At 72.3% G+C, this 22,977-nt stretch carries 16 protein-coding genes; 7 read left to right on the top strand and 9 right to left on the bottom strand.

All coding sequences use genetic code 11. The features are described from left to right. Nucleotides 1-24: 24 nt before the first annotated feature. From ACSC1Q_RS05175 to ACSC1Q_RS05185, 3 genes are all read right to left on the bottom strand, one after another. Nucleotides 25-1,392 (bottom strand): lipopolysaccharide biosynthesis protein, encoded by a 1,368-nt coding sequence (locus ACSC1Q_RS05175; RefSeq protein ID WP_436757487.1) that lies wholly within the window; start codon nt 1,390-1,392, stop codon nt 25-27. 622 nt (nt 1,393-2,014) lie between these two features. Then, nucleotides 2,015-3,331 carry a M20/M25/M40 family metallo-hydrolase gene (locus tag ACSC1Q_RS05180; RefSeq protein WP_436757488.1) on the bottom strand — a complete coding sequence of 439 codons (1,317 nt, stop codon included), beginning with the start codon at nt 3,329-3,331 and terminating at the stop codon, nt 2,015-2,017. Nucleotides 3,332-3,544: 213 nt separating this feature from the next. Next, nucleotides 3,545-3,925, bottom strand: a complete 381-nt coding sequence (locus tag ACSC1Q_RS05185; RefSeq protein WP_436757489.1) for a histone-like nucleoid-structuring protein Lsr2 — start codon at nt 3,923-3,925, stop codon at nt 3,545-3,547. A gap of 1,125 nt (nt 3,926-5,050) precedes the next feature. Between ACSC1Q_RS05185 and ACSC1Q_RS05190 the strand changes: the two genes are divergently transcribed. Further along, complete coding sequence (locus tag ACSC1Q_RS05190) at nt 5,051-6,427, top strand: SWIM zinc finger family protein (protein WP_436757490.1); 1,377 nt, start codon at nt 5,051-5,053, stop codon at nt 6,425-6,427. Continuing rightward, complete coding sequence (locus tag ACSC1Q_RS05195; protein WP_436757491.1) at nt 6,424-9,531, top strand: hypothetical protein; 3,108 nt, start codon at nt 6,424-6,426, stop codon at nt 9,529-9,531. Before ACSC1Q_RS05190 ends, ACSC1Q_RS05195 begins: the two co-directional genes overlap by 4 nt. Here ACSC1Q_RS05195 and ACSC1Q_RS05200 read toward each other — a convergent pair. The 4 genes from ACSC1Q_RS05200 to ACSC1Q_RS05215 form a co-directional block, all read right to left on the bottom strand. Beyond that, nucleotides 9,513-9,824 carry a hypothetical protein gene (locus tag ACSC1Q_RS05200; RefSeq protein ID WP_436757492.1) on the bottom strand — a complete coding sequence of 104 codons (312 nt, stop codon included), beginning with the start codon at nt 9,822-9,824 and terminating at the stop codon, nt 9,513-9,515. The two genes, ACSC1Q_RS05195 and ACSC1Q_RS05200, sit on opposite strands and share 19 nt — an antisense overlap. Further along, complete coding sequence (locus tag ACSC1Q_RS05205) at nt 9,817-10,314, bottom strand: DUF1622 domain-containing protein (protein ID WP_436757493.1); 498 nt, start codon at nt 10,312-10,314, stop codon at nt 9,817-9,819. Before ACSC1Q_RS05205 ends, ACSC1Q_RS05200 begins: the two co-directional genes overlap by 8 nt. A gap of 74 nt (nt 10,315-10,388) precedes the next feature. Next, nucleotides 10,389-11,522 (bottom strand): DUF5925 domain-containing protein, encoded by a 1,134-nt coding sequence (locus ACSC1Q_RS05210; protein ID WP_436757494.1) that lies wholly within the window; start codon nt 11,520-11,522, stop codon nt 10,389-10,391. Nucleotides 11,523-11,683: 161 nt separating this feature from the next. Next, complete coding sequence (locus ACSC1Q_RS05215) at nt 11,684-12,568, bottom strand: LysR family transcriptional regulator (protein ID WP_436757495.1); 885 nt, start codon at nt 12,566-12,568, stop codon at nt 11,684-11,686. A gap of 70 nt (nt 12,569-12,638) precedes the next feature. Between ACSC1Q_RS05215 and ACSC1Q_RS05220 the strand changes: the two genes are divergently transcribed. Then, complete coding sequence (locus ACSC1Q_RS05220; RefSeq protein ID WP_436757496.1) at nt 12,639-13,607, top strand: DMT family transporter; 969 nt, start codon at nt 12,639-12,641, stop codon at nt 13,605-13,607. On the opposite strand, the gene ACSC1Q_RS05225 is transcribed toward ACSC1Q_RS05220, so the two are convergent. Continuing rightward, a complete protein-coding gene (locus ACSC1Q_RS05225; RefSeq protein ID WP_436757497.1) occupies nt 13,567-15,054 on the bottom strand; it encodes a serine/threonine-protein kinase in 1,488 nt (495 codons plus the stop codon). The genes ACSC1Q_RS05220 and ACSC1Q_RS05225 overlap by 41 nt on opposite strands. Nucleotides 15,055-15,389: 335 nt before the next feature. Here ACSC1Q_RS05225 and ACSC1Q_RS05230 point away from each other — a divergent pair, with 335 nt between their 5' ends. After that, nucleotides 15,390-17,246, top strand: a complete 1,857-nt coding sequence (locus ACSC1Q_RS05230; protein WP_436757498.1) for a peptidoglycan-binding protein — start codon at nt 15,390-15,392, stop codon at nt 17,244-17,246. A 76-nt stretch (nt 17,247-17,322) separates the two neighbouring features. Here ACSC1Q_RS05230 and ACSC1Q_RS05235 read toward each other — a convergent pair whose 3' ends face one another. Next, entirely contained in the window at nt 17,323-17,526 is a 204-nt protein-coding gene (locus ACSC1Q_RS05235) for an oligopeptide/dipeptide ABC transporter ATP-binding protein (protein WP_436757869.1), read from the bottom strand. Between the two features lie 231 nt (nt 17,527-17,757). On the opposite strand from ACSC1Q_RS05235, the gene ACSC1Q_RS05240 reads away from it, so the two are divergent. The 3 genes from ACSC1Q_RS05240 to meaB are packed head-to-tail and all read left to right on the top strand — an operon-like array spanning nt 17,758 to nt 22,764. Further along, the gene (locus ACSC1Q_RS05240) at nt 17,758-19,584 is read left to right on the top strand and encodes a methylmalonyl-CoA mutase family protein (protein WP_436757499.1); all 1,827 of its coding nucleotides are present in this window, start codon (nt 17,758-17,760) and stop codon (nt 19,582-19,584) included. Next, nucleotides 19,581-21,794: a methylmalonyl-CoA mutase gene (gene scpA, locus ACSC1Q_RS05245; protein WP_436757500.1), complete on the top strand. Its 2,214-nt coding sequence runs from the start codon at nt 19,581-19,583 to the stop codon at nt 21,792-21,794. The genes ACSC1Q_RS05240 and scpA overlap by 4 nt, the downstream gene beginning before the upstream one ends. Further along, entirely contained in the window at nt 21,778-22,764 is a 987-nt protein-coding gene (gene meaB / locus ACSC1Q_RS05250; RefSeq protein ID WP_436757501.1) for a methylmalonyl Co-A mutase-associated GTPase MeaB, read from the top strand. Before scpA ends, meaB begins: the two co-directional genes overlap by 17 nt. Nucleotides 22,765-22,977 lie beyond the last annotated feature (213 nt).

A 22,977-nucleotide genomic window follows, 5' to 3' on the forward strand; every position in this document is an offset into this window, starting at 1 on the left:
GCAAACCGGGAAGCGCGTGTCGTCCTAACCAGTGTTCACCTGGGATGTTTTGCCATGGTTCATCACCCTGCGCATGTTCGGGAAGATCAGCAGCGCCACCAGGAGCTGGCTGCCGAGCATGGCGTAGCCGACCGCGGCGATCCCGAAGTGGGGGAAGAGCACCGCGATCGAGGTGAGGACCAGGACGGCCATCCCGATCTGGACGAGGGCGAGCTTGCGCGCCTCGCTCTGGGCGCGCAACATGCTGAGGCAGATCTCGATCACCGTCTGGGGGAGCACGGCGATCGCCATCAGGCGCAGCAGCGGCGAGCCCGCCTCGGCGAACCCGGGGCCGAACACGCTCAGGATCAGCGGCGCGCCGATCACGACCACCGCGATGACCGGCCCGACGATCAGGAAGGTGCGCCGCAGCGCGTTGCGCACGCTCTGCGCCAGCTGGGCGGCGTTGAAGGACCCCTCGACGGTGAGCGAGACCGCCATGTTGGCCGCGAGCAGCCCGACCATGGAGCCCAGCGTGTGGGCTATCGAGAAGTAGCCGAACGTCGGGGCGTCGTCGAGCCAGCCCGCGACGATGACCGGGACGAGATAGAGGATCAGCAGGATGGAGAACGCGCCGGGGAAGTCTCCGGCGAGGAAGCGGCCCACCTCGCGCAGGCGCGGCGGGTTCGCGGCGCTCACCTCGGTGTTCTTGACGTGCCTGGGGATGATCACGCCGAAGATGAGCCAGCTGATCGGGACCAGCGCGATGGCCGTCGGCACGATCCACGAGACGAAGATCCCGCCGAAGACGCCGCCCTGCGGCAGCGCGTACGCCAGCGCGACGAGCAGGCCCATCTTGACCAGGCCGAACGCCAGGCTGTTGACCGGCACCCAGACGGCGTTGCGCAGCCCGGCCAGCGTCACGTCCTGGAGGGTGAAGATCGTCCACACGAGCACCGAGGCGAGGAAGAACAGCCCGGGCCCGAGCCCGCCGAGGTCGGCGTAGACCGATCCCCAGATCGGCAACGTCAGCAGGAACCCCAGCGCCGCCACCAGACCGGCGGCCCCGGCGATCGCGTAGCCGCGCAGGACGAACTCGGCGGTGCGGCGCCCGGCCACCGGGATGAACCTGGCCAGGGCCCCCGCGAAGGCGAGCCCGGTCAGGGAGGAGAACAGCCGCATCGCGCTGATCTGGGCCTGGCCCTCGCCGAACGCGGCGGCGGTGTACAGGTGCGTCGCGAGGAACCAGTAGCCGAGGCCGAGCACGGCGGTGATGCCCGTATTGATCATCAGCGCGTAGCCCTGCAGGAACAGGGGGTTCCTCAGGTCCTTGCGCAGGCGGTCCATCAGACCTGTCCCGCGCTCCTCGGTCGCCGTCCGGCCCGCCGCCTGGTCGCTCCCGTCGCGTGTCACGCCGCCATCATCGGCCGGGCCGCTTGCGCCGACCTTGCCGCCCGCTGTATGGAGACCGGTGAACGCGTCCGCCGGCGGCTCGGGGCCCTCCGGCCGGGCGCCCGGCGCGGGAACGCCGCCACCGGGCCTGGCGTGCCTGCCTCGCCCGGTGCCGTGCTCACTCACCCGGGTGCTCCCGGTCCGCGCCGATCCCGGGGACGGTGTTCCGGGGGGCGGTACGGGAGTGCCGCGGATCGCCGGGGCGGGACGGATCGGCGGCCCCGCCGGCGGGCCCCGGGGGGCACGTCGCCGGTGTTCGTGTCTCGTCACGAGACCTGCCGGTCACCGAGGGGTACATGAGAATCGGCACGTGAGTCATGATGCCCCAGTTTCACGCGAGCCGTGTCCGGCATGTATCCGGAAGTCCCTGGCAGAGCCTGATTGTGATGGAGAGTGCCCCGCTTTCGTGGGTTGAGGGCGCGGGGCGAGAGTGGTAAAGGTCACCGCGAGCGGCCGGGGGCGCGGGAGCTTCCAGGGCTTCAGGGGGCAGGGGCTTCGGAGGGTCGGGGTTTCGGGGGGCTTCGGGAGGGCGGGGCTTCAGGGGCGGGGGCCTGAGGAGGGCTGGGCCTCAGGGGGCGGGGCTTCAGGAACCGGGCTTCAGGGAGGCGGGAGCCTCGGAGCCTCGGGAGGTGAGGAGACGGTTCAGGACGCGGACACCGAACTCCAGGCCCTCGACGGGGACGCGTTCGTCCACGCCGTGGAACATGCCGAAGTAGTCGAGGTCCGGGGTGAGCATCAGCGGGGCGAAGCCGTAGCCCCTGATGCCGAGCCCCGCGAAGGACTTCGCGTCCGTGCCGCCCGACATCACGTACGGCACCGGCCGCGCCGCCGGGTCCTCGGCCACCAGGGCGGCGCCGAGCCGGTCGAAGAACGGCGAGTCCATCGGGGCCGAGGGGGCGTCCTCGATGTTGACGAACTCCCGGGTCACCCGGGGGCCGAGCAGGCGGTCGATCGTCTCCAGGAACTCCTCCCGGTATCCCGGCAGGAACCGCCCGTCCACGTGGCCCTCGGCGGTGCCGGGGACCACGTTGACCTTGTAGCCCGCCTGGAGCATCGTCGGGTTCGCCGAGTTGCGGATCTGCGCGCCGAACAGGTCGCCGATCCGGCCGAGCCGCCTCGCCTCCTCCTCCAGCCGGTCGAGGTCGACGCGCTCGCCGAGGATGGCCGACAGGCTCTCGATCAGCGCAGCCACGCCGGGCGTGAGCCGTACCGGCCAGGGATGGGCGGCGATCCTGGACATGGCGTGGCAGAGCTCGGCGACCGCGTTGTCCACCGGCGGGCGGGAGCCGTGCGCCGCGACGCCGGTCGCGGTGAGCCGCATCCAGGCGGTGCCGCGCTCGCCCACCGCGACCGGGTAGATCCGCGCGCCCCCTGCCCCGGCCCCCGCCTCGACGCTGTAGCCGCCGGACTCGCCGATCGCGTCGACGCAGCCGTCGAACAGCTCGCGGTGGTGGCGCACCGCGTGGCGGGCACCGTACTCGCCGGTGGCCTCCTCGTCGGCGAGGAAGGCGAGCACGACGTCCCGGTCCGGCCGCACCCCGCGCCGGGCCCAGTCGCGGACCACGGCGAGCGTCATGGCGAGGCTGCCCTTCATGTCGACCGCGCCCCGGCCCCAGACGCACCCGCCGGAGATCTCGCCGGAGAACGGGTGGATCCGCCAGTCGGAGGGCCGGGCGGGGACCACGTCGAGGTGGCCGTGGATCAGCAGGGCCTCGGGGGAGCCGCCGGGGATCCTGGCGACCACGCTGGTCCTGCGGCTGGCCGACTCGAACACCACCGGCTCGATCCCGGCCTCGGACAGCAGGGCGGCGACGTACTCGGCCGCCGGGCGCTCACCGGGGCCGGGATTGGTGGTGTCGAACCTGATCAGATCCGAGCAGATCTGCGCGACCTCGCTCATCGACGAACGCCCCCCGGAGGAATCCCCTAAAACTTGATCAAAGGTGCATACCCCTCCGGGTTGGAAATAGCACCTCGGGTGGTCGTGCCGAGGGTTGGGAACAGCGCCTCGGGCCGTCGTGCCGAGGGTTGGGAACAGCGCCTGGGGTGGTCGTTCCGAGCACTCCCGGCCGGCTGCGACGCCGCTACCCCTCCAAGGGTCCGGGAGCTTGTCTCACTCGCTGAGCGCCGCCTCCGCCTTTTTGGTCGAGCCCTTGGCCACGCTGGGGTCGCCGGCGGCGAACGCCTCGGCGACCTTTCCTCCGATGCGTCCGCGCTCGCTCACCTCGATCCCGTGGGACTTCGCCCACGCCCGGATCTCGGCGCTCCGCTCACGGTTGCCACCGGAACCCTTGCCCCTGCCCTTGCGGCCCAGGGAGGTGCTCGCCTTGCGGGCCGCCGACTGGAACGGTTTGAGGGCCTCGCGAAGTTTCGTGGCGTTCTTCGAGCTCAGGTCGATCTCGTAGGCGGTGCCGTCGAGACCGAACGAGACGGTCTCGTCCGCCTTCTTGCCGGTGATGTCGTCGGTGAACGTGACGACTTGCTGACGTGCCATTGTGTGACTCCTTAATCTCGGCGCCGGAGCGTGCGGTCGTGAACCGGCCGACGATGGTTCCCGCGTCTCTTCCCCGCGCGCAAAACTCTAGTCCCTCCTTTCGGCGTCGCGCTCGGGAAACCCCTGCCTGTCGGAGATCCACCCTTCGGTTAATTACTCAAGGCCGAACTCCGACGTCTCCACGTCATTGGGAAATGCTTCCCGCTCACGAGGGATTAAAAACGACGGCGGCGCCTGGGTTCCCTGGCGCCTTGTATGCCGAGATCTGTCGGTTACCCTCGGAGGGTTTTCCGGAAGGGGGCACCGGAGCGCTTTGGAGTTTCATGACCTCCGGGTGGTTTCCGGCCTCGTCGCCCGGAAAAAAATCGACTTCCGCCACTTGGGGCCACTCCGGTCCGTCGTTCCACTGCCGTTCGTTTCCCGGACGCCGCCGCCCCGGACGCGGCTACCTCCCTCTAGGCAATCGTACGCGTCCTTCGTCCCCTTTTGGCTGCTCACGATATCTGCCGGGCAGAGGTGGCGGGGAGAGAACGCGGGGACGCGCCGGGTCCTGAAGGGGCGGGGAGGAGAGGTTCCGCCGCGCGTCGTCGCGGGCGCCCGGCGACAATTCACGCACGCCGGATGTCCGTAACCGAACGCGTTCCGGGATTCTGGCGGACAAATGACTTCCCCGCGTCCGGAATGCGTGCCGCCGGTCCACGGGTTTGCCCGCGTCCGGCGCCAGGTGTCTTCGAAGGCGCCCGGCGACACGGGGCCGATCACATTGGGGTGCGGTCTCGACACTCTGAGGTAAGGCAAGACTCGCCTTGCGGAACGCCTGATTCCGGGCGTCTCGCCATTGTGGGGGAGCGCGGACGGCGGGTGTCGTTTGGCCCTTGGCCGTCATTGGCCCGTTCCATCGTCCGTCCGGGTCAATCAACCGGCGTTCCCCGAATTGTTCGCGAGCCGGCGGGGATCGGATAGGCGCATTGACCGGATCCGGCACCCCCGCGTCTCCGGGCCTTCGAGCCCCCGCGTCTCCGGGCCCAGCGTCTCCGGGCCCCGCGCCTTCGAGCCCCCGGTGGTCGTACGCCGGTCGCGCGGCCGTGATCGGATTTGTCGGTCGTGATCTCTACCGTCCGGCCCATGACAAGTGCAGCGCAGGCTTACTCCTACGCCGGTCCCTCCACGCTCTCCGACGGACACCTGGGACTGTCGACGTCCGGAGGCCAGACCACGAAGGGCTTCCTCGACCACCCCCGGTTCTTCAGCGGGCTGCTCACCCAGGCCGCGCCCGCCGCGACCGGCCTGCTCGCGGTCGCCGACGTGGCGCTGGCCCGCTACCACCGGCCGCAGCCGGGATTCACCCGCGATCCGGTCGTGACCTGCGGCGGCGACCGCCTCAGGTTCGAGTCGTTCTCCGCCTGCGGCGGCGTCTACGCCCGGCTGGACGTGCTGGGCCCGGCCCTCGACGGCGAGGTCTTCGACCGGGGCACCACCAACGTGGACGTCAACAACCCGCTGCGCGAGGCGCTGGCCAGGGTCGGCGGACGTGACCCGCTGCACGTCGGGGTCGGTCCCGACGAGCTCACCGTGACCACCCTGGACGGCGCGGTCGTGGAGAAGAAGGTGCCGCTGCCCGACCGGTGGCTGCGCGGTTTCGCGGAGGTCCAGGTGATCGCCTCCGGGTTCGACCTGCGCGCCGAGCTCGCCGGGCCGCAGGCCGTCAGGTTCCTGCGCGGCCTGCCGAAGCGGGCGACGGCCGAGGTGTGGGCGGTCCCCTCGGGCAAAGAGCTGCGGCTCTCGGAGCGGGCCGTACCGGGCGGGGTCCACCTGGCCGGGGCCGGCAGGCTGGCGACGATGACGCCGTTGCTGCGCTTCGCCAAGGCCCTGCGCGTGTACGGGCCGGCGGACGGCTCGGGGTCGAGCGCCTGGGAGCTGGAACTGCCGGGCATGCGCTACACGCTGGTGCTGTCCCCGCAGGCCTGGCGCGGTTTCTCCGGGGAGGGGGCCGTCCTGGACGACCTCTCCTCGGACGTGGTGGCCGGCGACGCCGACCTGGTCGGCATCCTGCTCGACTTCGAGCCCACCCTGGAACTGGGCGTGCTCGCCGCGCGCTCGGGGCTCGCGCCGGAGCGGGTCCGGGCCTCGCTCACCCAGCTCGGCACGGCGGGCCGGGTCGGCTACGACCTCTTCGAGGCCGCGCACTTCCACCGCGAGCTGCCCTACGACCGCGACCACGTCGCGGCGCTCAACCCCAGGCTCGGCTCCGCCCGCTCCCTGGTCGCCTCGGGTGCCGTACGGCTGACCGGTCCCGATTCGGCCGAGGTGACCACGGAAGGCGGCGTCCGCCTGGTGCGGATGGCGGAGGGGTCGTGCACCTGCCCGTGGTGGTACGACCACCGGGGCTCGCGCGGCCCCTGCAAGCACGTGCTCGCCGCCCGGATGTCCGCCGGCACCGCCGACGCCCCCGCCGGCTCCCCGGCGGCACCGGCCTCCCTCGCCGGGGAGGACTCCCGATGACGGCCTGGGACGAGGTCCGCGACCTCATCGAGAACGGTGGCCTCGACGCGCTCGCGGCCCGGATGGTGAAACTCGACGACGCGGAGCGCAGGGAGGTCGCCAGGGAACTGCCCGGGTACCTCAGGCCGGAGCGGCGCGAGGCGTTGGCCTTCGACCCGTGGAGGAGGCGGGGCGGGCGGGGAGAGCACCTGCGGGTGGCGGGTGCGGGCTCGCTCGGCGGCGCCGCGGCTACGGCCACCTGGCTGAACCGGCGCGAGTTCACGGTCTTCGAGTGGGAGACGCCGGGCGACACCGACGCCCTCGTCAGGGTGATCTCCGCGCGGGAGCCCGAATGGCGGGCCGACCTGGTCGCCCGGCTCGTGCTCCGGATCCGCGCCGCGACCTCACCCGGGCTGCCGCTGGTGCTGGCCCTGCTGCGCGGTACCGGCGTGACGCCGCCCGAGCACGACCCGCTCGTGCTGGGCTGGCTCGCCACGCCGCCCAGGACGGGAGTGCTCCGCCGGGACCCGCTCCTCGACACCCTGCTGCCGAGGATCTTCGAGGCGCAGGGCGTGGGCCGCGCCCTGCGCGAGGAGCGGAGCGATCCGCCGCGCACCGGATCCTGGCTCAGAGCCCTGTCCGTGCTGAGCGGCGAGGGGCGGGTGAGCCGCGAGACGCTCGTGAACGGCTGCGTCAGCCGGTTCCTGCGCGGAGGGGACGCCACCGACCTGCGGTTCTTCGTCCGCCTCCACGAGCTGCTCGAACCCACGCACGCGGAGGTGGAGGCCCGCGCCCGCGACTACCTGCGCCTGCTGCCGGCCGCGCCCGGACCGGTCGCGGAGCTGGCGCTCAGGCACCTGCGCCGCCTCGGCCGCCTCGACCCGGACGACGTGACGGAGGCGCTGGAGGGTCTGCTGTTTCGCGCCGAGAGCGGGCTGGTGCGTACCGGACTGACCTGGCTCGACCAGACCCTGCGGCGGTCGCCGGAACGGGCCGACGAGCTGGCCCCGGCTCTCGCGTCCGCGTTCGGCCACGAGGCGTACGCCGTGCGGGAACGTGCCACGCGTCTCGCGGTCAAGCACGCGGCGCACCTCACCCCGCTCGGCGCGGAGACGCTGCGCGCCGCGCTGGGCGCGCTCCCGCCGGACCTGGGGCGGCTGCTGGCCGGGGCGGTCGGTGGGGAGGCGGGGCCCGAACGGGAGGAGCCGGAGGTCTTCGTCCCGCCGCCGCTCACCCCGCCCGATCCCGTGGAGGACTTCCCCGGCCCGCTGAGCACGATCGCCGAGCTGGTCCAGGCACGCTCGTCCCATGACTGGCAGGGGGCCGAGCGCTGGCTCGCGGGCTTCGTCAGGTTCGCGGCGGAGGACCGCGAGGCGCTGCGCGCCGCGCTCACCGGGAGCGTCCACGAGATCCACGACCTCTACCGGTACGAGAACTGGTACGCGCCCCGCGACTGGTTGACCGCGATCGCCGCGGAACTCGTCTCCCCGGGCGCCGACCCCGGGCCGGAGGCCCGTGAGGCTCCGGAGGTCTCGGGCGTCGCGGAGGGGTGGGTCTTCGGGAGCACGGCCGAGGCGCGGGAGATGTCCTTCGGCGCCCTTCTCGCCGGGGCGCGCGACCACATAATGCGGTTCCTCACCGGAGGCGAAGGGAACGGCGGGGCGACCGGGCAGGGGGAGGGGCGCGGCCTTTCCCGGGGCATGCCGCCTTCCTGGGGCATGCCGCCGGGGAGCAGGTCCGACGCCGCCGGGTTCGGAGACGTCTACTCGGCGCTCCGGATCTGGAGCGTGCCCGCAGATCCGGGCGGGGGCGGGGAGCTCGTGACGAACCAGGAGGCGGGGGAAGCGGTCCTCAGGGGGTTGCCCGGCCACGACGGTGCCGCCGGGCACCGCGCTCCCGAGGAGCCCCGGCCTGACCATCCCGACCTGCCTGATCGGCTTGATCGGCTTGATCGGCTTGACCGATCTGACCGGCATAACCGGCCCGACCTGCCCGACCTGCCCGACCGGCCTAACCGGTCTGACCTGCCCGACCGGCTTCCCGGCGAGGGTGGCGTCTCCGTGCCGCACCGGTTCGTGCTCCGGCGGTGCGCGGAGGTGCTCGCCGCGCTCAGGACGGGCACGCTGCCGCCGGTCCTGCTCGCGACCCCGACCCTCGCCACCGGCCACCTCGACCCCGCCGCGTTCCTCACCCGCCTGGAGGCGGTCGAGGCCGCCGGGGCCGAGCCGCTGCCCGCCGACTTCCAGCAGGCGCTGCTGCGGTTGCCGGGAACCACCGATCCCGAGACGGTCGCCCGGGCCGGACGGCTCACCTCCGAGGCCGGGCGCCGGGCGGCGCGATGGCTGGCGGAGGGGCCGGTCGAGCCGGAGACGCGCGTCCGCTGGACGTTCACAGAGAACGGGAACTCGTACCACACCGACGAGCGCGAACCGCCCCCGGACGCCCACCTGAGCCCGGTCCCCCGGGTGCGGACCGGCCCGACCGGCCTGCCCCTCGCCGACGAGCTGCTCGGCGAGGTGTCGCACCGCGACTGGGAGCAGCACGGCCGGTACATGGACTGGTGGCCCGCCGTCCTGCCCTCGCATCGCGACGTGGTCGCCGCCTCCTACCTCCCGTACCTGCTCCACTCCTACTACCGGCCCCAGGTCCAGCCGGACCACGTCGAGGCGCTCGCCGCCTGCGACGGGCCGGTCGGCGAGCCCACCGCGCTGCTGCTCGCCTTCTTCCTGGCCCAGCGGGACCCGGACCACGGCGTGCGCCTGGTGCTGCGGATGGCGGCGCGGGGGGACCTGCCCGCGGAGGCGCTCGGCGGGCAGCTCGCCCTGCTGACGGGCCGGGCCCGGGTGAAACTGCCGCACGCGGTGGCCGGACTCGAACAGGCGGCGAGGCAGGGTGCTCACCGGGAGGTCTGGGAGGTGATCCGGGCGGCACTGCCGCACGTGCTGCCGGGGGAGGGGGAACGGCCGCGCTCGGGCGCGACCGACCTCGTCGCCCTGGGCGTCGAGGCGGCCCGGTGGGCCGGGGCACGCGGGGAGATCCCCGGCCTCGCCCCGCCTTCGCGCCGCTCCTCGTCGGAGTTCGGCCGCCAGTGCCGCCGCCTGCACGACTATCTCGTACGACCCTGATCCCGCCCGCTAGGGGCGGGGGTGGCTGGACGGCGGCCGGGCGGGCGCCGTCCCGCCGCGTGCGCGGAGAAACCGGCGACGGCGAGCTTGCGGACCACCACCGTGAGCGCCGCCGTGGCGATCGCCGACCAGGTCTGGGCCTCGGAGAGGCGCAGGAGCCCGGCCGCGAGGAGGAAGTCGAGCAGCACCGCGAGCGCGCCGCCGGGACCGCCGCCGGAGAGCAGCACGGCGAGCCCGGCGGCCAGCCCCATGACGACGATCAGGGGGACGAGTGTCCGGACCAGGTCAGCCATTCCCGGCACCGGGCGGGACACGCCCGCCGGGCTCGTCCGGCGCGCCGCGCCCGCCTGGGGCGTCCGGCGCGCCGTTTCCGTCCGGGTCGTCCGGGGCGCCGTTCCCGCCGGGGGCGTCCAGCGAGCCGCGTCCGCGCGCGTCGTTCACCGTGCGTCCCTCCCGCTCGATCTCCCTGTTCAGGAAGAAGTTCAGCGCGGTACGGATGGCCGCGATCGCCGCGAGCTGCCCGATCTGCGTGAAACTCGGCGCGATGGCCGTACGCAGCACGTCGCTGGCCAGCTGGAACTCCAGGCCGAGGGCGAGGAACCGCCCCAGGAACAGCCGCACGGCGATGAACCCGTCGTCGTGCCGTCGTACGGCCACCAGCACGAACCGCACGAACGCGATCGCGGCGCCGACGAAGATGACGGCCGCCCCGGCCGCCTCGACGAGGCGGACCAGCAGGTTGACGAGCTGCCGGAGGGTCTCCTCCGGTAGGAGATCGAGCATGCGCTGCTGTTACCCGGTGACTCCCCGCCCATGCGCCGGGGGGCGCCGCCCCGCCCGCTGGGGGCGGAAGGTGCTCAGAGGTAGAGGCCGGTGTTCTCGGGGGCGGCCGGTGCGCGGTTGAGGACGCCGTCGCGGAGGGCGAAGAGCTCGGCGAGGGTCGCGCCGACGGGGGAGATCCCCTCGGTGCCGCCGAGCCAGCGGGCGGCCTCGTCGTAGGGGAAGGCGCCGACCTCGATCTGGGCGAGGCAGCGGCCGGGGCGGGTGACGGCGGGGTGGAGGTGGGCGAGGTCCTCGTTGGTGGTGATGGCCACCAGGACGTCACGGCCCTGGCCGAGGAGCCCGTCGGTCAGGTTGAGCAGGCGCGACAGGCCCTGACCTGTGGCCTCCTTGGCACCGGCCCTGATCAGCTCGTCGCAGTCCTCCAGCACCAGGAGCCGCCACCGGTCACCGCCTCCCTCGCCGTCGTGGTCGTGGTCGTGGTCGTCGGAGCCGACCGCGACCTCCATGAGATAGCCGGGGGACTGGAACAGCTGCTCCGGGTCGAGCACGCAGTCGACCTGGCACCACGAACGCCACTCGTGGGCGAGCGTGCGCAGCAGCGTCGTCTTGCCGGTGCCCGGCGGGCCGTGCAGCAGGATCAGCCGGCCGTGCGCCTCGGAGGGGGTGACGGACATCAGCCGCGACAGCGGCTCGCTGACCGACCTGGCGTAGTTTCCGGAGATCTCCGCCCAGGGGGAGGCGGTGATCGGCTTCTCCGAGCGGCGGCTGCCCCGGGGGCTCTGCCACCAGAAGCCCATCTCGACGTGGTCGCTCTCGGGGGCGGGCTCCTCGGCGTCCCTGGTGACCTCCTCGATCACCGAGCGGGCCAGCCCCTCGTCGACCGCGGTCACGCTGATCGTGGCGGCGCGGTTGCGGTAGCGGACCACGCGCAGCGTCCAGCCCTCCCCGCACAGCAGCCGTGAGTCGCGGCCGTCCTTCTCCGAGGCGGCCCGGACGAGCCTGCCCGAGGCGGGGGCGAGCGAGGCGTCGGGGCGGACCCGCTCCAGGCTCGCGGTGCGCGACCACGGCTGGGCCCCGGTGGCGAACGGCGACAGCGCGAGCGCGTCGATCACGTCCACCGCCGCGTCGCCGTCGTCGAGCCAGATCTTCATCGGCAGCTCAACCGGGCGCGGCTCCGGCTGGAAGTCGACCTCCTTGAGTACGGACATGGCGCCAATGATCCTCGCGAGACGCCCGCCGGTCGAAGGGTTTTAGCCCGGCGGGACCGGCGGTCCGGAGGCTTCGCGGCGGCCGGGCCGGGAACGCGGGAGCTCAAGGGCGGCGGGCCCAGGGGTTCGCGGGCATGCGAGCCCGGGAGCGTCGGCCCGGCTCAGGGGAGCGGGACCGCCTCGGGGACCTCGGGGGCGGTGCGGAGCAGGGCGTCGACCAGGGGGCTCGGCGGGCGGGTCAGCGGGCCGGTGAGGACGAGGGCGCGTTCCAGGGACGGCTTCAGCGGGACCATGACGAGCCCGGGAGGCAGCAGGCCGCGGCCGAGGTCGGGAACCGTCGAGACGCCGATGCCCGCGGCGATCATGCCGATGAGCGTGCCGAGCTCGCGTACGTGCTGGGCGGGCGCGTAGGGGACGCCCGCCATGGAGCACAGGGCGCGGGTCTGGGGCTCGCAGCCCCCCTTGGAGACCAGCAGCGGGTCCTCCACCAGCTCGGCCATCGTGATGTGCTCCTGACCGGCCAGCGGGTGGTCGGCGCGGACCACCGCGTGGAAGGCGTCGCGGCCCACCACCACGTGCGCCGGCGGCGGGGGCACCGGGTCGACGAGGATCGCGGCGTCGACGACCCCGGTCTCCAGCCAGGGGGACAGCTCGTCGTCGTCGCCCTCGAAGACCTGCACCTCGACGCCGGGGAGCTCCGCGCGCCACGTCCGCATGAGCTGGGGCAGCAGCCCGCAGCAGACCGTGGGCGGGGCGGCGACCCGCACGGTCCCCGCGTGCTGTCCCAGGTGCGAGGAGACGACCTCGTCGATGGCGGTGACCGAGGCGAGCGCGGCCTGGGCGTGCGGCAGGATCGCCGCGCCCAGCGCGGTGGGGCGCACGCGCCCGTGCCGCAGCACCAGCGGGGCGCCGAGGGCGCGCTCCAGGGCGGCGAGCGCGTGAGAGACCGCCGACTGGGACATGCCCAGCTCCTCGGCGGCCACGCCGAAGCCGCCGTTCGCGATCACGGCGGTGAAGACCCGGAGTTGCGCGACCGTCGCACCCATGAGGACATCTCATCACACCTGGCGGGTAACTCATTGGACGCATGATCCGGGCGGTGACGAGACTGTCCCCGTGACCCGTGCCCGTGAAGTAACCGTCTCCCCGCCGGTGACCGGCACCGTACCGAACCCCGCGGGCCGGTCCGTCCTCGTCCAGTACCTCGCCCTGGCCCTGACGTGGGGGGCCAGCTTCCTGTTCATCAAGGTGGCGCTCACCGGCCTCTCACCCGCCCAGACGGTGCTGGGGCGCCTCGCGCTGGGGGCGCTCGCCCTCAACGTGATCATGCTGGTCACCCGCAGGAGATGGCCGAGGCAGCCGGTGTTCTGGGGGCACATGGGGGTGATCGCCCTGATGCTGTGCGTGGTGCCGTTCCTGCTGTTCGCCTGGGCCGGGCAGTACATCCCCTCGGGGCTCTCCAGCATCTACAACGCCACGACGCCCCTGATGACGATGCTCGTGACCCTGGCCGCGCTGCGGCAGGAGCGCCTCGGCGCGGCCGGGGTGCTCGGCCTGCTGCTCGGCGCCGCCGGTGTCGTCGTCGTGCTGGCCCCGTGGAACCTGGGCGCGCAGACCGGCCCCTGGTGGGCGCAGGCCGCCTGCCTGGGGGCGACGTTCTGCTACGGGCTCTCCTTCGCCTACACGCGGCGCTTCGTCTTCGCGTACGGCCACGACGTCCCCACCATCGCCGCCGCCCAGGTCACCGTGGCCGCCCTGATCATGCTCGTGCTGAGCCCGCTGCTGGCCGCCGGTCCCGTACGCCTGGACCTGCCCGTGGTGGCGAGCATGGCCGCCCTGGGCGTCTTCGGCACGGGGCTCGCCTACGTGTGGAACACCTCGGTCATCGCCCGGTGGGGGGCGGCGACCGCCTCGACGGTGACCTACCTGACCCCGCTGGTGGGCGTCGTCCTCGGGGTGGTCGTCCTTGGCGAGACGCTGACGTGGAACCAGCCCCTGGGAGCGGTGATCGTCGTCGTCGGCATCATGACCGGCCAGGGTGTCATCAGTTCCTTCCGGCCCTGGCCAGGTCGCCGGTCTCGGTGACCAGTCCGGGGCCGGGGACGTCCTTCCAGGTGTAGGTCAGGGCCCCGTCCTTGCGCTTGAGCCACACGGTGCCGGGGACGCAGCCGGTGCCGGAGCCGAGGGTGAAGGTCAGCTCGTCGGCGGCGACCTTGGCCAGGGTGATCCGTCCCTTGCAGCCGCTGTCCGGTTCCGCCCACTCGGCTCCGTCGTCGCCCTCCTTGAGCGTGACCTCGATCCGTTTCGTACCGGAGGACAACGGGGAGAAGACGTCGTCGCCGGCCCACGTCCCGGCGAAGGCGGCGGGGACCTCGTCCCCGCTTCCCTTCGTGCCGGAGGGCTCGGGACTGGGCGGGGCGTCGCTCCCGGACGAGGACGGCGAGGACGGCGAGGGCGACGGTGCCGAGGACGAGGGTGTCGAGGGGGTCGAGGGTGACGGCGTCGCCCGGTCGGTGTCCCCGACGACGGTCTCGGGGGCGCCCAGCGCGAACCAGGCGGCGATCCCCGCGGCGACCAGCAGGGACACCGTGACGAGGACCGCGCCGACGACGATCCCCCGGGAGCCGCGACGAGGTTCCCGGGTGGTGAGTGCCGACCGTCCCGGAGGGGCGGCGATCCGGCTGCCGATCCTGGCCAGGTTCTCGACGGACCCGGCGGACTCGGGGGAGAGGCCGGCCGCGCCGGGATCGACGAGGCCGACCATCAGCGCGCGGGCCGTCGGGCGGCGGGCGGGATCCTTGTCCAGGCAGGAGGCGATCAGCCCCGCGAACGAGGGAGGCAGGGCCGACAGGTCCGGGTGGTGGTTGACGATCCGGTTCAGTACGGCCGGCACGGTGTCGGCCCCGAAGGGGGACCTGCCGCTCGCCGCGCAGAGCATGGTGGCCGCCCAGCCGAACACGTCGGAGGCGGGCGAGGCGGGAGCCCCGTTGATCTGCTCGGGGGACAGGTAGGCGGGGGTGCCGATCAGGCCGGAGGCGGTGGTGGCCGCGCTCTCCGCCCTGGCGATGCCGAAGTCGACCACCCGGGGGCCGTCGGGGCCGAGCAGCACGTTGGCGGGCTTGAAGTCGCGGTGCACCACCCCGGCGGCGTGGATGGCCGCCAGCGCGGTCGCCGTACCGACCACCAGGCGCTCCAGCTCGCCGCCCCGCAGCGGGCCCCGCTCGCGGATCCTCTCCTCCAGCGAGGGGCCGTCGACGAACTCGCTGACCACGTACGGGAGAGGGCCGTCCACGGAGGCGGTCAGCACGCGTGCCGTGCAGAAGGGGGCGACGCTCTCCAGGGCGGACAGCTCGCGGGCGAGCCGCGTCCGGGACACGGTGTCGCCGCGGAACAGCACCTTCACCGCCACCCGCTCGCCACTGGGCGCGTGCGCGAGGTAGACGACGCCCTGGCCGCCCTCACCGAGCCTCCCGGCCAGCTGGAACGCGCCGAGCCTGGCCGGGTCGCCGGGGGTGAGGGGGGTCATGACCATGGGGGCAAGGCTATCCGTGCCTGTCTCGGAGTAGGGGGCACTCTCGGGACGATTCCATGCGATTCGGTCAGCGTGATTACCACTGAAAAGTGCCAGACCGCGCAGCGATCTCCGTGAGAGGCGTCAGCCGTCACCAGCTGGCCGTCGATCCATGGTTTCGGCGCCGCCGCGTTTGGAAGAGGTACGCCCGCACCAGATCATTCTCGAAGCCGTGTGTGGTGGTTCAGTGACGGATGGTACTTGGATCAATCCACTCCATGTGGCGGAGGGTAACCGATAGTGTCTGTTGTGCCATCTTTGAGCTTTTCGCGTCGCCTGCCCCCCTGGAGACACCTGTGGCTGACATCGTGCCCCGTCGCGACTGGGGGGCTCGCCCTCCTCGCGGTTCATACTCGTCGATCTCCTCCACCAAGGGGGTAAAGGTCCACTACACCGGCGGGCAGGTTGACCCGGCCATAGTCGATGACCATAAAAAATGTATTGCCTTGGTGAAGTCCATCCAAAACCATCATATGGATGGAAATGGATGGATGGACATCGGCTACTGCGTCGATGAGCGGACAGAGATTCTTACCCGTGAAGGCTGGAAATCGTACGGGGATCTCCGTGCGGGGGACGTGGCGCTCACCTTGAATCACGAAACGGCGATGTCCGAGTGGCAGCCCGTCCTTGAGGTGTGTGTGTTCCCGGCGATGGAGCGAGACATGGTGCGGATGGAAGGAGTTTCTCACTCGTCGCTGACGACACCGCATCATCGTTGGCCCGTCGAGCGTTATCGTCGGCGTACCGGTACCGAACGGCAAAAAGGCCCTGACGGAAAATGGCTCCCCATTGGCAGGGCTCGGCGATCCGTCACCGGTCACGAACGGCTGTGGGTCACTTCCGAGACCATCGGCTACTGGGACCGGATCCCGATAGCCGCCCCATGCGCTGACCTGCCGACCGAGGCGAAGTGGTCTGACGCATTCGTCGAGGTGCTCGCCTGGTTCTGGACCGAAGGGCACGTCAAGGCGGCCCGTGACGGCAAGTCCACCAGTGTGGCCATCTGTCAGTCATCGAATAATTCTGCGAATGTCGCGAGTATCAGGTCGGCCCTCGGTGAATTGTTCGGTTCTCCGGTCGAAAAATTCCCTCGCGTCGGGCGCCGAACCGATGGTGTCCCGCGTTGGCGTGAGGTTGTCAATCGGCATCTTGTGGAGTTCCACCTCTCGTCCGACGCGGGCCGTCATCTTCTGGAGATGGCACCCGACGGGGTTCCTGGATTTGACTTCCTGCTCGCACTGACCAAAGCCCAGCTCGCCTTGTTCATCGAAATATCTTTGCTCGCCGACAATGCTGGGAAGGATGAGTTGGCGCAGAAGAACCGGGCCGCCGCGGAAGCGTTCATGTTCGCGGTTATCCTGTCAGGAAAGGCCGCATCGCTTCGGCGCAGGCCTCCGACCCGGAGCTGCAAAACGGATATGTGGCTGGTCACCATCCGGCAACAGCGGAACTTCGCTCCGCGAAGTGCGGTCGCCAGGAAAACCGCCAAATTCGAGATCGGCCGGCAGAAGTACCTCGGTGAGGTGTGGTGCCCGCGTACCGAGAATCAGAGTTGGCTCGCGCGTCGTGACGGATCGGTCTACTTCACGGGCAACACCATGCTGGTCTGCCCGCACCGGAAGGTCTTCGAGGGGCGCGGCCCGCACCACGTCCCGGCCGCCAACGGCTCCGGGCTCAACAGCGGCCACTACGCGGTGCTCGGCCTGGTCGGCTCCTCGGGGTTCACCAAGCCGACCGACGGCGTGCTGCACGGCATCCTGGACGCCATCGAATACCTCAGGGACAAGGGCGGCGCGGGCAAGGAGATCAAGGGGCACCGCGACGGCTACTCGACGAGCTGCCCCGGTGAGCCCCTGTACGCCTGGGTCAAGCGGGGCGCCCCCCGCCCCGGCGGGGCCCCCAACCCGCCGGAGCCGCACCCCTCCTTCCCCGGCCGTACGCTCAAGCAGCCGCCGGTGATGAAGGGCGAGGACGTCCGCACCTGGCAGCGGCAGATGAGCGACCGGGGCTGGGCGATCGACGTCGACGGCCTGTACGGCCCGGGCTCCAGTGACGTCTGCAAGAAGTTCCAGAAGGAGAAGGGCCTGCCCGTCACCGGCGCCGTCGACCGCGCCACCTGGAACGCCGCCTGGCAGGAACCCGTCAGCTGAACTTCCGCCCGGGAGGCCTCCCTGCAGGACCCCGTCACCTGCACCTCCGCCCGGGAGGCCTCCCGGCAGGACCCCGTCAGCTGACCGTCGCCCCCCGCGGGTGGTGGCAGGCCACCCACTGGTCGGGGCCGATCCGCCGCATGACCGGCTCCTCGGCGGCGCGCCTCGGCGTCGCCGCCGGGCAGCGGGTCCTGAAGCGGCACCCGCCGGGCGGCGTCACCGGCGACGGGGGCTCCCCGCTGGTCAGCCGGTCGGCGGGGGGAGCGGGGGAAAGGTCCAGGCCGCTACCCGGACCTGGAGGAGGTGGTCGACGCGCTCGTCGCCTTCTCGTACGGACACCTCAGGCTGCTCCGCAGGGACCCCCGGCGTCGCCGGGCGATCCCTCGCTCCCGCACGCCTCCTTTCGGAACGATCCACGAACCCCCCTATTGACCCCACTGTTGACCCCACTGTTGGTATTCGCCCCGAACCCGGGGAGAGTTCCCGGCCGGGTGGCGCTTAGTATCCGTGCATGACGGTGCCGCCTGAGGAACCTCGATCGGCCGCCGAGTTCCCACCGGTCACCCGTGACCGGTGGCGGGAGCTGGCGCTCGGGGTGCTGCGCAAGTCCGGTGTCGAGACCGGCTCCCCCGAGGAGGCGCTGGCCTCCACCACCCACGACGGCGTGACGATCGCGCCGATCTACGACGCGTCCGACCTGCCCGGCGACCCGGGCCTTCCCGGGGCCGCCCCCTACGTCCGCGGCTCCCGCCCCGAGGGCGGCTGGGAGGTGCGGCAGCGCCACGAGGAGCCCGACCCCGAGGCGATCCTGGCGGACCTGGAGAACGGCGTCACCTCGCTGTGGCTCACCCTCGCCCCCGAGGACCTGCCCCGCGCCCTGGCGCCGGTCTACCTGGACCTGGTCTCGATCACGCTCGACGCGGGCAAGCGGACCGGCGAGGCGGCCGAGGCGCTCTTCGCGCTGGCCGCGGAACGGGGGGTCTCGACGCCCGGCGGTGGGCCGGTGGCGCTCACCGGGAGCCTGGGGGCCGACGCCCTCGCCGACGCGCGGACCGCGGTCGAGCTGGCCCGCCGCTGCGTCAGGGACCACCCGGGTCTCAGGGCGGTCGTCGTGGACGCCACCCCGTACCACGAGGCGGGGGGCGGCGACGCGGAGGAGCTCGGCTGCTCCGTCGCCGCCGGGGTCGCCGCGCTGCGGACCCTGGTCGGCGCCGGACTGACGATGGAGCAGGCGTTCGGGCAGCTGGAGTTCCGGTACGCCGCCACCGCCGACCAGTTCCTCACCATCGCCAAGCTCAGGGCCGCCCGCAGGCTCTGGGCGCGCGTCGCCGAGGTGTGCGGTGTCTCCGGTGCTGCCGGGGCTTCCGGTGCTTCCGGGGTTTCCGGCGCGGCGCAGCGGCAGCACGCGGTGACCAGCTCGGCCATGATGACCGCCCGCGACCCGTGGGTGAACATGCTCCGTACCACGCTCGCCTGCTTCGCGGCCGGGACCGGCGGGGCCGACGCGGTGACCGTGCAGCCCTTCGACACCCGGCTCGGCCTGCCGGACGCCTTCGCCCGCCGCATCGCGCGCAACACCCAGTCGCTGCTCGTGGAGGAGGCCGGGGTGGCCCGGGTGATCGACCCGGCCGGGGGCTCCTTCTACGTGGAGCGGCTCACCGAGGACCTGGCGGGCCGGGCCTGGACGTGGTTCCAGGAGATCGAGCGCGCCGGGGGCGGCGGGGGCATGGCTGAGGCCCTCGCCTCCGGGTTCGTCGCCGAACGGCTCGCCGCCACCTGGGAGCGGCACGCGGCCGCGATCGCCAGGCGCCGCGACCCGATCACCGGCGTCAGCGAGTTCCCCGACCTGGCCGAGAGACCGCTCAACAGGCGGCCCAGGCCCGCCGGCGCCGACGGGAACGCGGGGAGCGCCGGGGTGCACTACGCGCAGGAGTTCGAGGCGCTGCGCGACCTGGCCGACGCCCAGAAGACCCGCCCGAAGGTCTTCCTGGCGACCATCGGCCCGGTGGCCGCGCACACCGCGAGGGCGTCGTTCGCGGCCAACCTGTTCCAGGCGGGCGGCATCGCCACCGTGACCGGCGGCGCCGTCACGGACCCCGGCGAGATCGCCGCCGCGTTCGCCGCAGGGGGGGCGAAGGTCGCGTGCCTGTGCTCCAGCGACCGGCTGTACGCCGGGCACGCCGAGGCGGTGGCCGCCGCGCTGCGGGGCGCGGGGGCGGTAAAGGTCTGGCTGGCGGGGAAGGGAGAGTTCGAGGGCGTGGACGCCAACCTCTACGCGGGGTGCGACGCGCTCGGCGTGCTCCGGACGACCTTCGACGACCTGGGGGTGGCTCGATGATTCCCGACTTCTCCGGTATCGAACTCGGCCCCCGCCCGGCGGTCCCGGGCTCCGGCCCGGAGGCCTGGGCGCGGTCGGTGCGGGAGGCCACCGGGAGCGATCCCGGTGAGCTGGTGTGGGAGACGCCCGAGGGGATCGGCGTCAAGCCGCTCTACACCGCCGCCGACCTGGCCGGGCTCGGCTCCCTGGACACCTACCCCGGCGCGGCCCCCTACCTGCGCGGCCCGTACCCGACCATGTACGTCAACCAGCCCTGGACCATCCGCCAGTACGCCGGGTTCTCCACCGCGGCCGAGTCCAACGCCTTCTACCGGCGCAACCTGGCCGCCGGGCAGAAGGGCCTGTCGGTCGCCTTCGACCTGGCCACCCACCGGGGCTACGACTCCGACCACCCGAGGGTGGCCGGGGACGTCGGCATGGCGGGCGTGGCCATCGACTCCATCTACGACATGCGGCAGCTGTTCGACGGGATCCCCCTCGACAGGATGAGCGTGTCGATGACCATGAACGGCGCGGTCCTCCCGGTGCTCGCGCTCTACGTCGTGGCCGCAGAGGAGCAGGGGGTGGCCCCCGAGCAGCTCGCCGGGACCATCCAGAACGACATCCTCAAGGAGTTCATGGTCCGCAACACCTACATCTACCCGCCGGGCCCCTCGATGCGGATCATCTCCGACATCTTCGCGTACACCAGCGAGAGGATGCCGAAGTTCAACTCGATCTCGATCTCCGGGTACCACATCCAGGAGGCCGGGGCCACCTGCGACCTGGAGCTCGCCTACACCCTCGCCGACGGGGTGGAGTACCTGCGGGCGGGCGTCGAGACGGGCCTGGACATCGACGCCTTCGCGCCGCGCCTGTCGTTCTTCTGGTGCATCGGCATGAACTTCTTCATGGAGGTCGCCAAGCTGCGGGCGGCCCGGCTGCTCTGGGCGCGGCTGGTGGCCGGGTTCGGGGCGAAGAACCCCAAGTCGCTCTCGCTGCGGACCCACTCGCAGACCTCCGGCTGGTCGCTCACCGCCCAGGACGTCTACAACAACGTCGTCCGCACCTGCGTCGAGGCGATGGCCGCCACCCAGGGCCACACCCAGTCGCTGCACACCAACGCCCTCGACGAGGCGCTCGCCCTGCCCACCGACTTCTCCGCGCGGATCGCCCGCAACACCCAGCTGCTGCTCCAGCAGGAGTCGGGCACCTGCCGGGTGATCGACCCCTGGGGCGGCTCCTACTACGTCGAGCGGCTCACCCACGAGCTGGCCACCAGGGCGTGGGGCCACATCGAGGAGGTCGAGGCGGCCGGGGGCATGGCCAGGGCGATCGACCAGGGGCTGCCGAAGCTGCGCATCGAGGAGGCCGCCGCCCGCACCCAGGCGCGCATCGACTCCGGGCGCCAGCCGGTCATCGGGATCAACAAGTACCGGCTCGACGTCGACGAGCCCATCGACGTGCTGAAGGTCGACAACACCTCGGTACGCGCCCAGCAGCTGGAGAAGCTGCGCCGCCTGCGCGAGGAGCGCGACCCCGACCGGGTGGAGGAGGCGCTCACCGCGCTGACGAAGGGCGCCGCGGGCGACGGGAACCTCCTCGCGCTGTCGATCGAGGCGGCCCGCGCGATGGCCACGGTCGGGGAGATCTCCGACGCGCTGGAGCGGGTGTTCGGGCGGCACGCGGCACAGATCCGTACGATCACCGGGGTCTACCGCGAGGAGGTGGGATCGGGCGTGGACGGAGTCCGCGCGGCCTGCGCCGAGTTCGAGCGCCTGGAGGGCCGCCGCCCCCGCATCCTGGTGGCGAAGATGGGCCAGGACGGTCACGACCGGGGCCAGAAGGTGATCGCCACGGCCTTCGCCGACCTCGGCTTCGACGTGGACGTCGGCCCGCTGTTCCAGACGCCCGACGAGGTCGCCCGCCAGGCGGTCGAGGCCGACGTGCACGTGGTCGGCGTCAACTCGCTCGCCGCCGGGCACCTCACGCTCGTGCCGGCGCTCCGCGAGGCGCTCGCCGCGCTGGGCGCCGACGACATCATGATCGTGGTCGGCGGGGTCATCCCGCCGGGCGACTTCGACGCGCTGCGCGCGGCGGGCGCGAGCGCGATCTTCCCGCCCGGCACCGTGATCGCCGACGCCGCCCGGGGGCTGCTGGCGGACCTGCTCACCCGTCTGGGCCACGACGCGGACGCTCTCACCCGGCCGGGCCATGACGCGGACGCTTGAGGACTACGTCCGGGGGGTGAAGGAGGGGTCCGTGGCGTGGATCGCGCGGGCGATCACGCTGGTGGAGTCCTCCCGGGCCGACCACCGGGACCTGGCCCAGCGGCTGCTCGCCGAGCTGACCCCCCTCGGCGGCGCGGCGCGCAGGGTCGGCGTCACCGGCGTGCCCGGCGTCGGCAAGTCCACGTTCATCGACGCGCTCGGCACCCGGCTGACCGGGCGGGGGCACCGGGTGGCGGTGCTCGCCGTCGACCCTTCCTCGACCCGTACGGGCGGGAGCATCCTGGGCGACAAGACCAGGATGTCCCGCCTGGCGGTCGACCCGGACGCCTTCATCCGCCCCTCGCCCACCTCGGGCACCCTGGGCGGGGTCACCAGGGCGACCCGCGAGGCGATGGTCGTGGTGGAGGCGGCCGGATACGACGTCGTCCTCGTGGAGACCGTCGGCGTCGGCCAGTCCGAGACCGCGGTGGCCGACATGGTCGACACCTTCCTGCTGCTCACCCTGGCCAGGACGGGCGACCAGCTCCAGGGCATCAAGAAGGGGGTGCTGGAGCTCGCCGACGTGATCGCGATCAACAAGGCCGACGGGTCCGAGGGCAGCCCCCACGAGCTGGACGCGCGCAAGGCCGCCAGGGAGCTCGCCGGAGCGCTCCGCCTGCTGGGCGCGGAGCGGACGCCCCCGGTGCTCACCTGCAGCGGGCTCACCGGCAACGGGCTGGACGAGCTCTGGGAGCGGGTCGTCCGGCACCGTGACGCCCTGGAGGCCTCGGGGGAGCTCGCCGAGCGCCGCCGCCGCCAGCAGGTCGGCTGGACCTGGGCCCTGATCACCGACAGGCTGCTCACCCGGCTGCGCGAGCACCCCGAGGTCGCGGCGATCGTCGCCGGGGTGGAGCGCGAGGTCCAGGAGGGCACCCTCACCCCGTCGCTGGCCGCCGACCGCGTCCTCGCGGCCTTCGCCAAGGACGGCTGACGATTCCGGCCGCGAGACCGGCGTCACTCTGGGCTACTCCAGGTCATCGCACGATTGGCGCCTGATCGGCCATTAAAGCGCCGGTGTTAAGCGCATGTTAACAAGGCTCGTGTCCGAAAGTGGCAAGATTTATATTCTATACGACCTTGATCACTTCTAGTGAGTCATGTGATACTTCGTGCGAAGATTAACTAATGTTGTGATGTGATGCGC

Source organism: Streptosporangium heterodermiicola (genome assembly GCF_051390675.1).
Lineage (GTDB): Bacteria > Actinomycetota > Actinomycetes > Streptosporangiales > Streptosporangiaceae > Streptosporangium.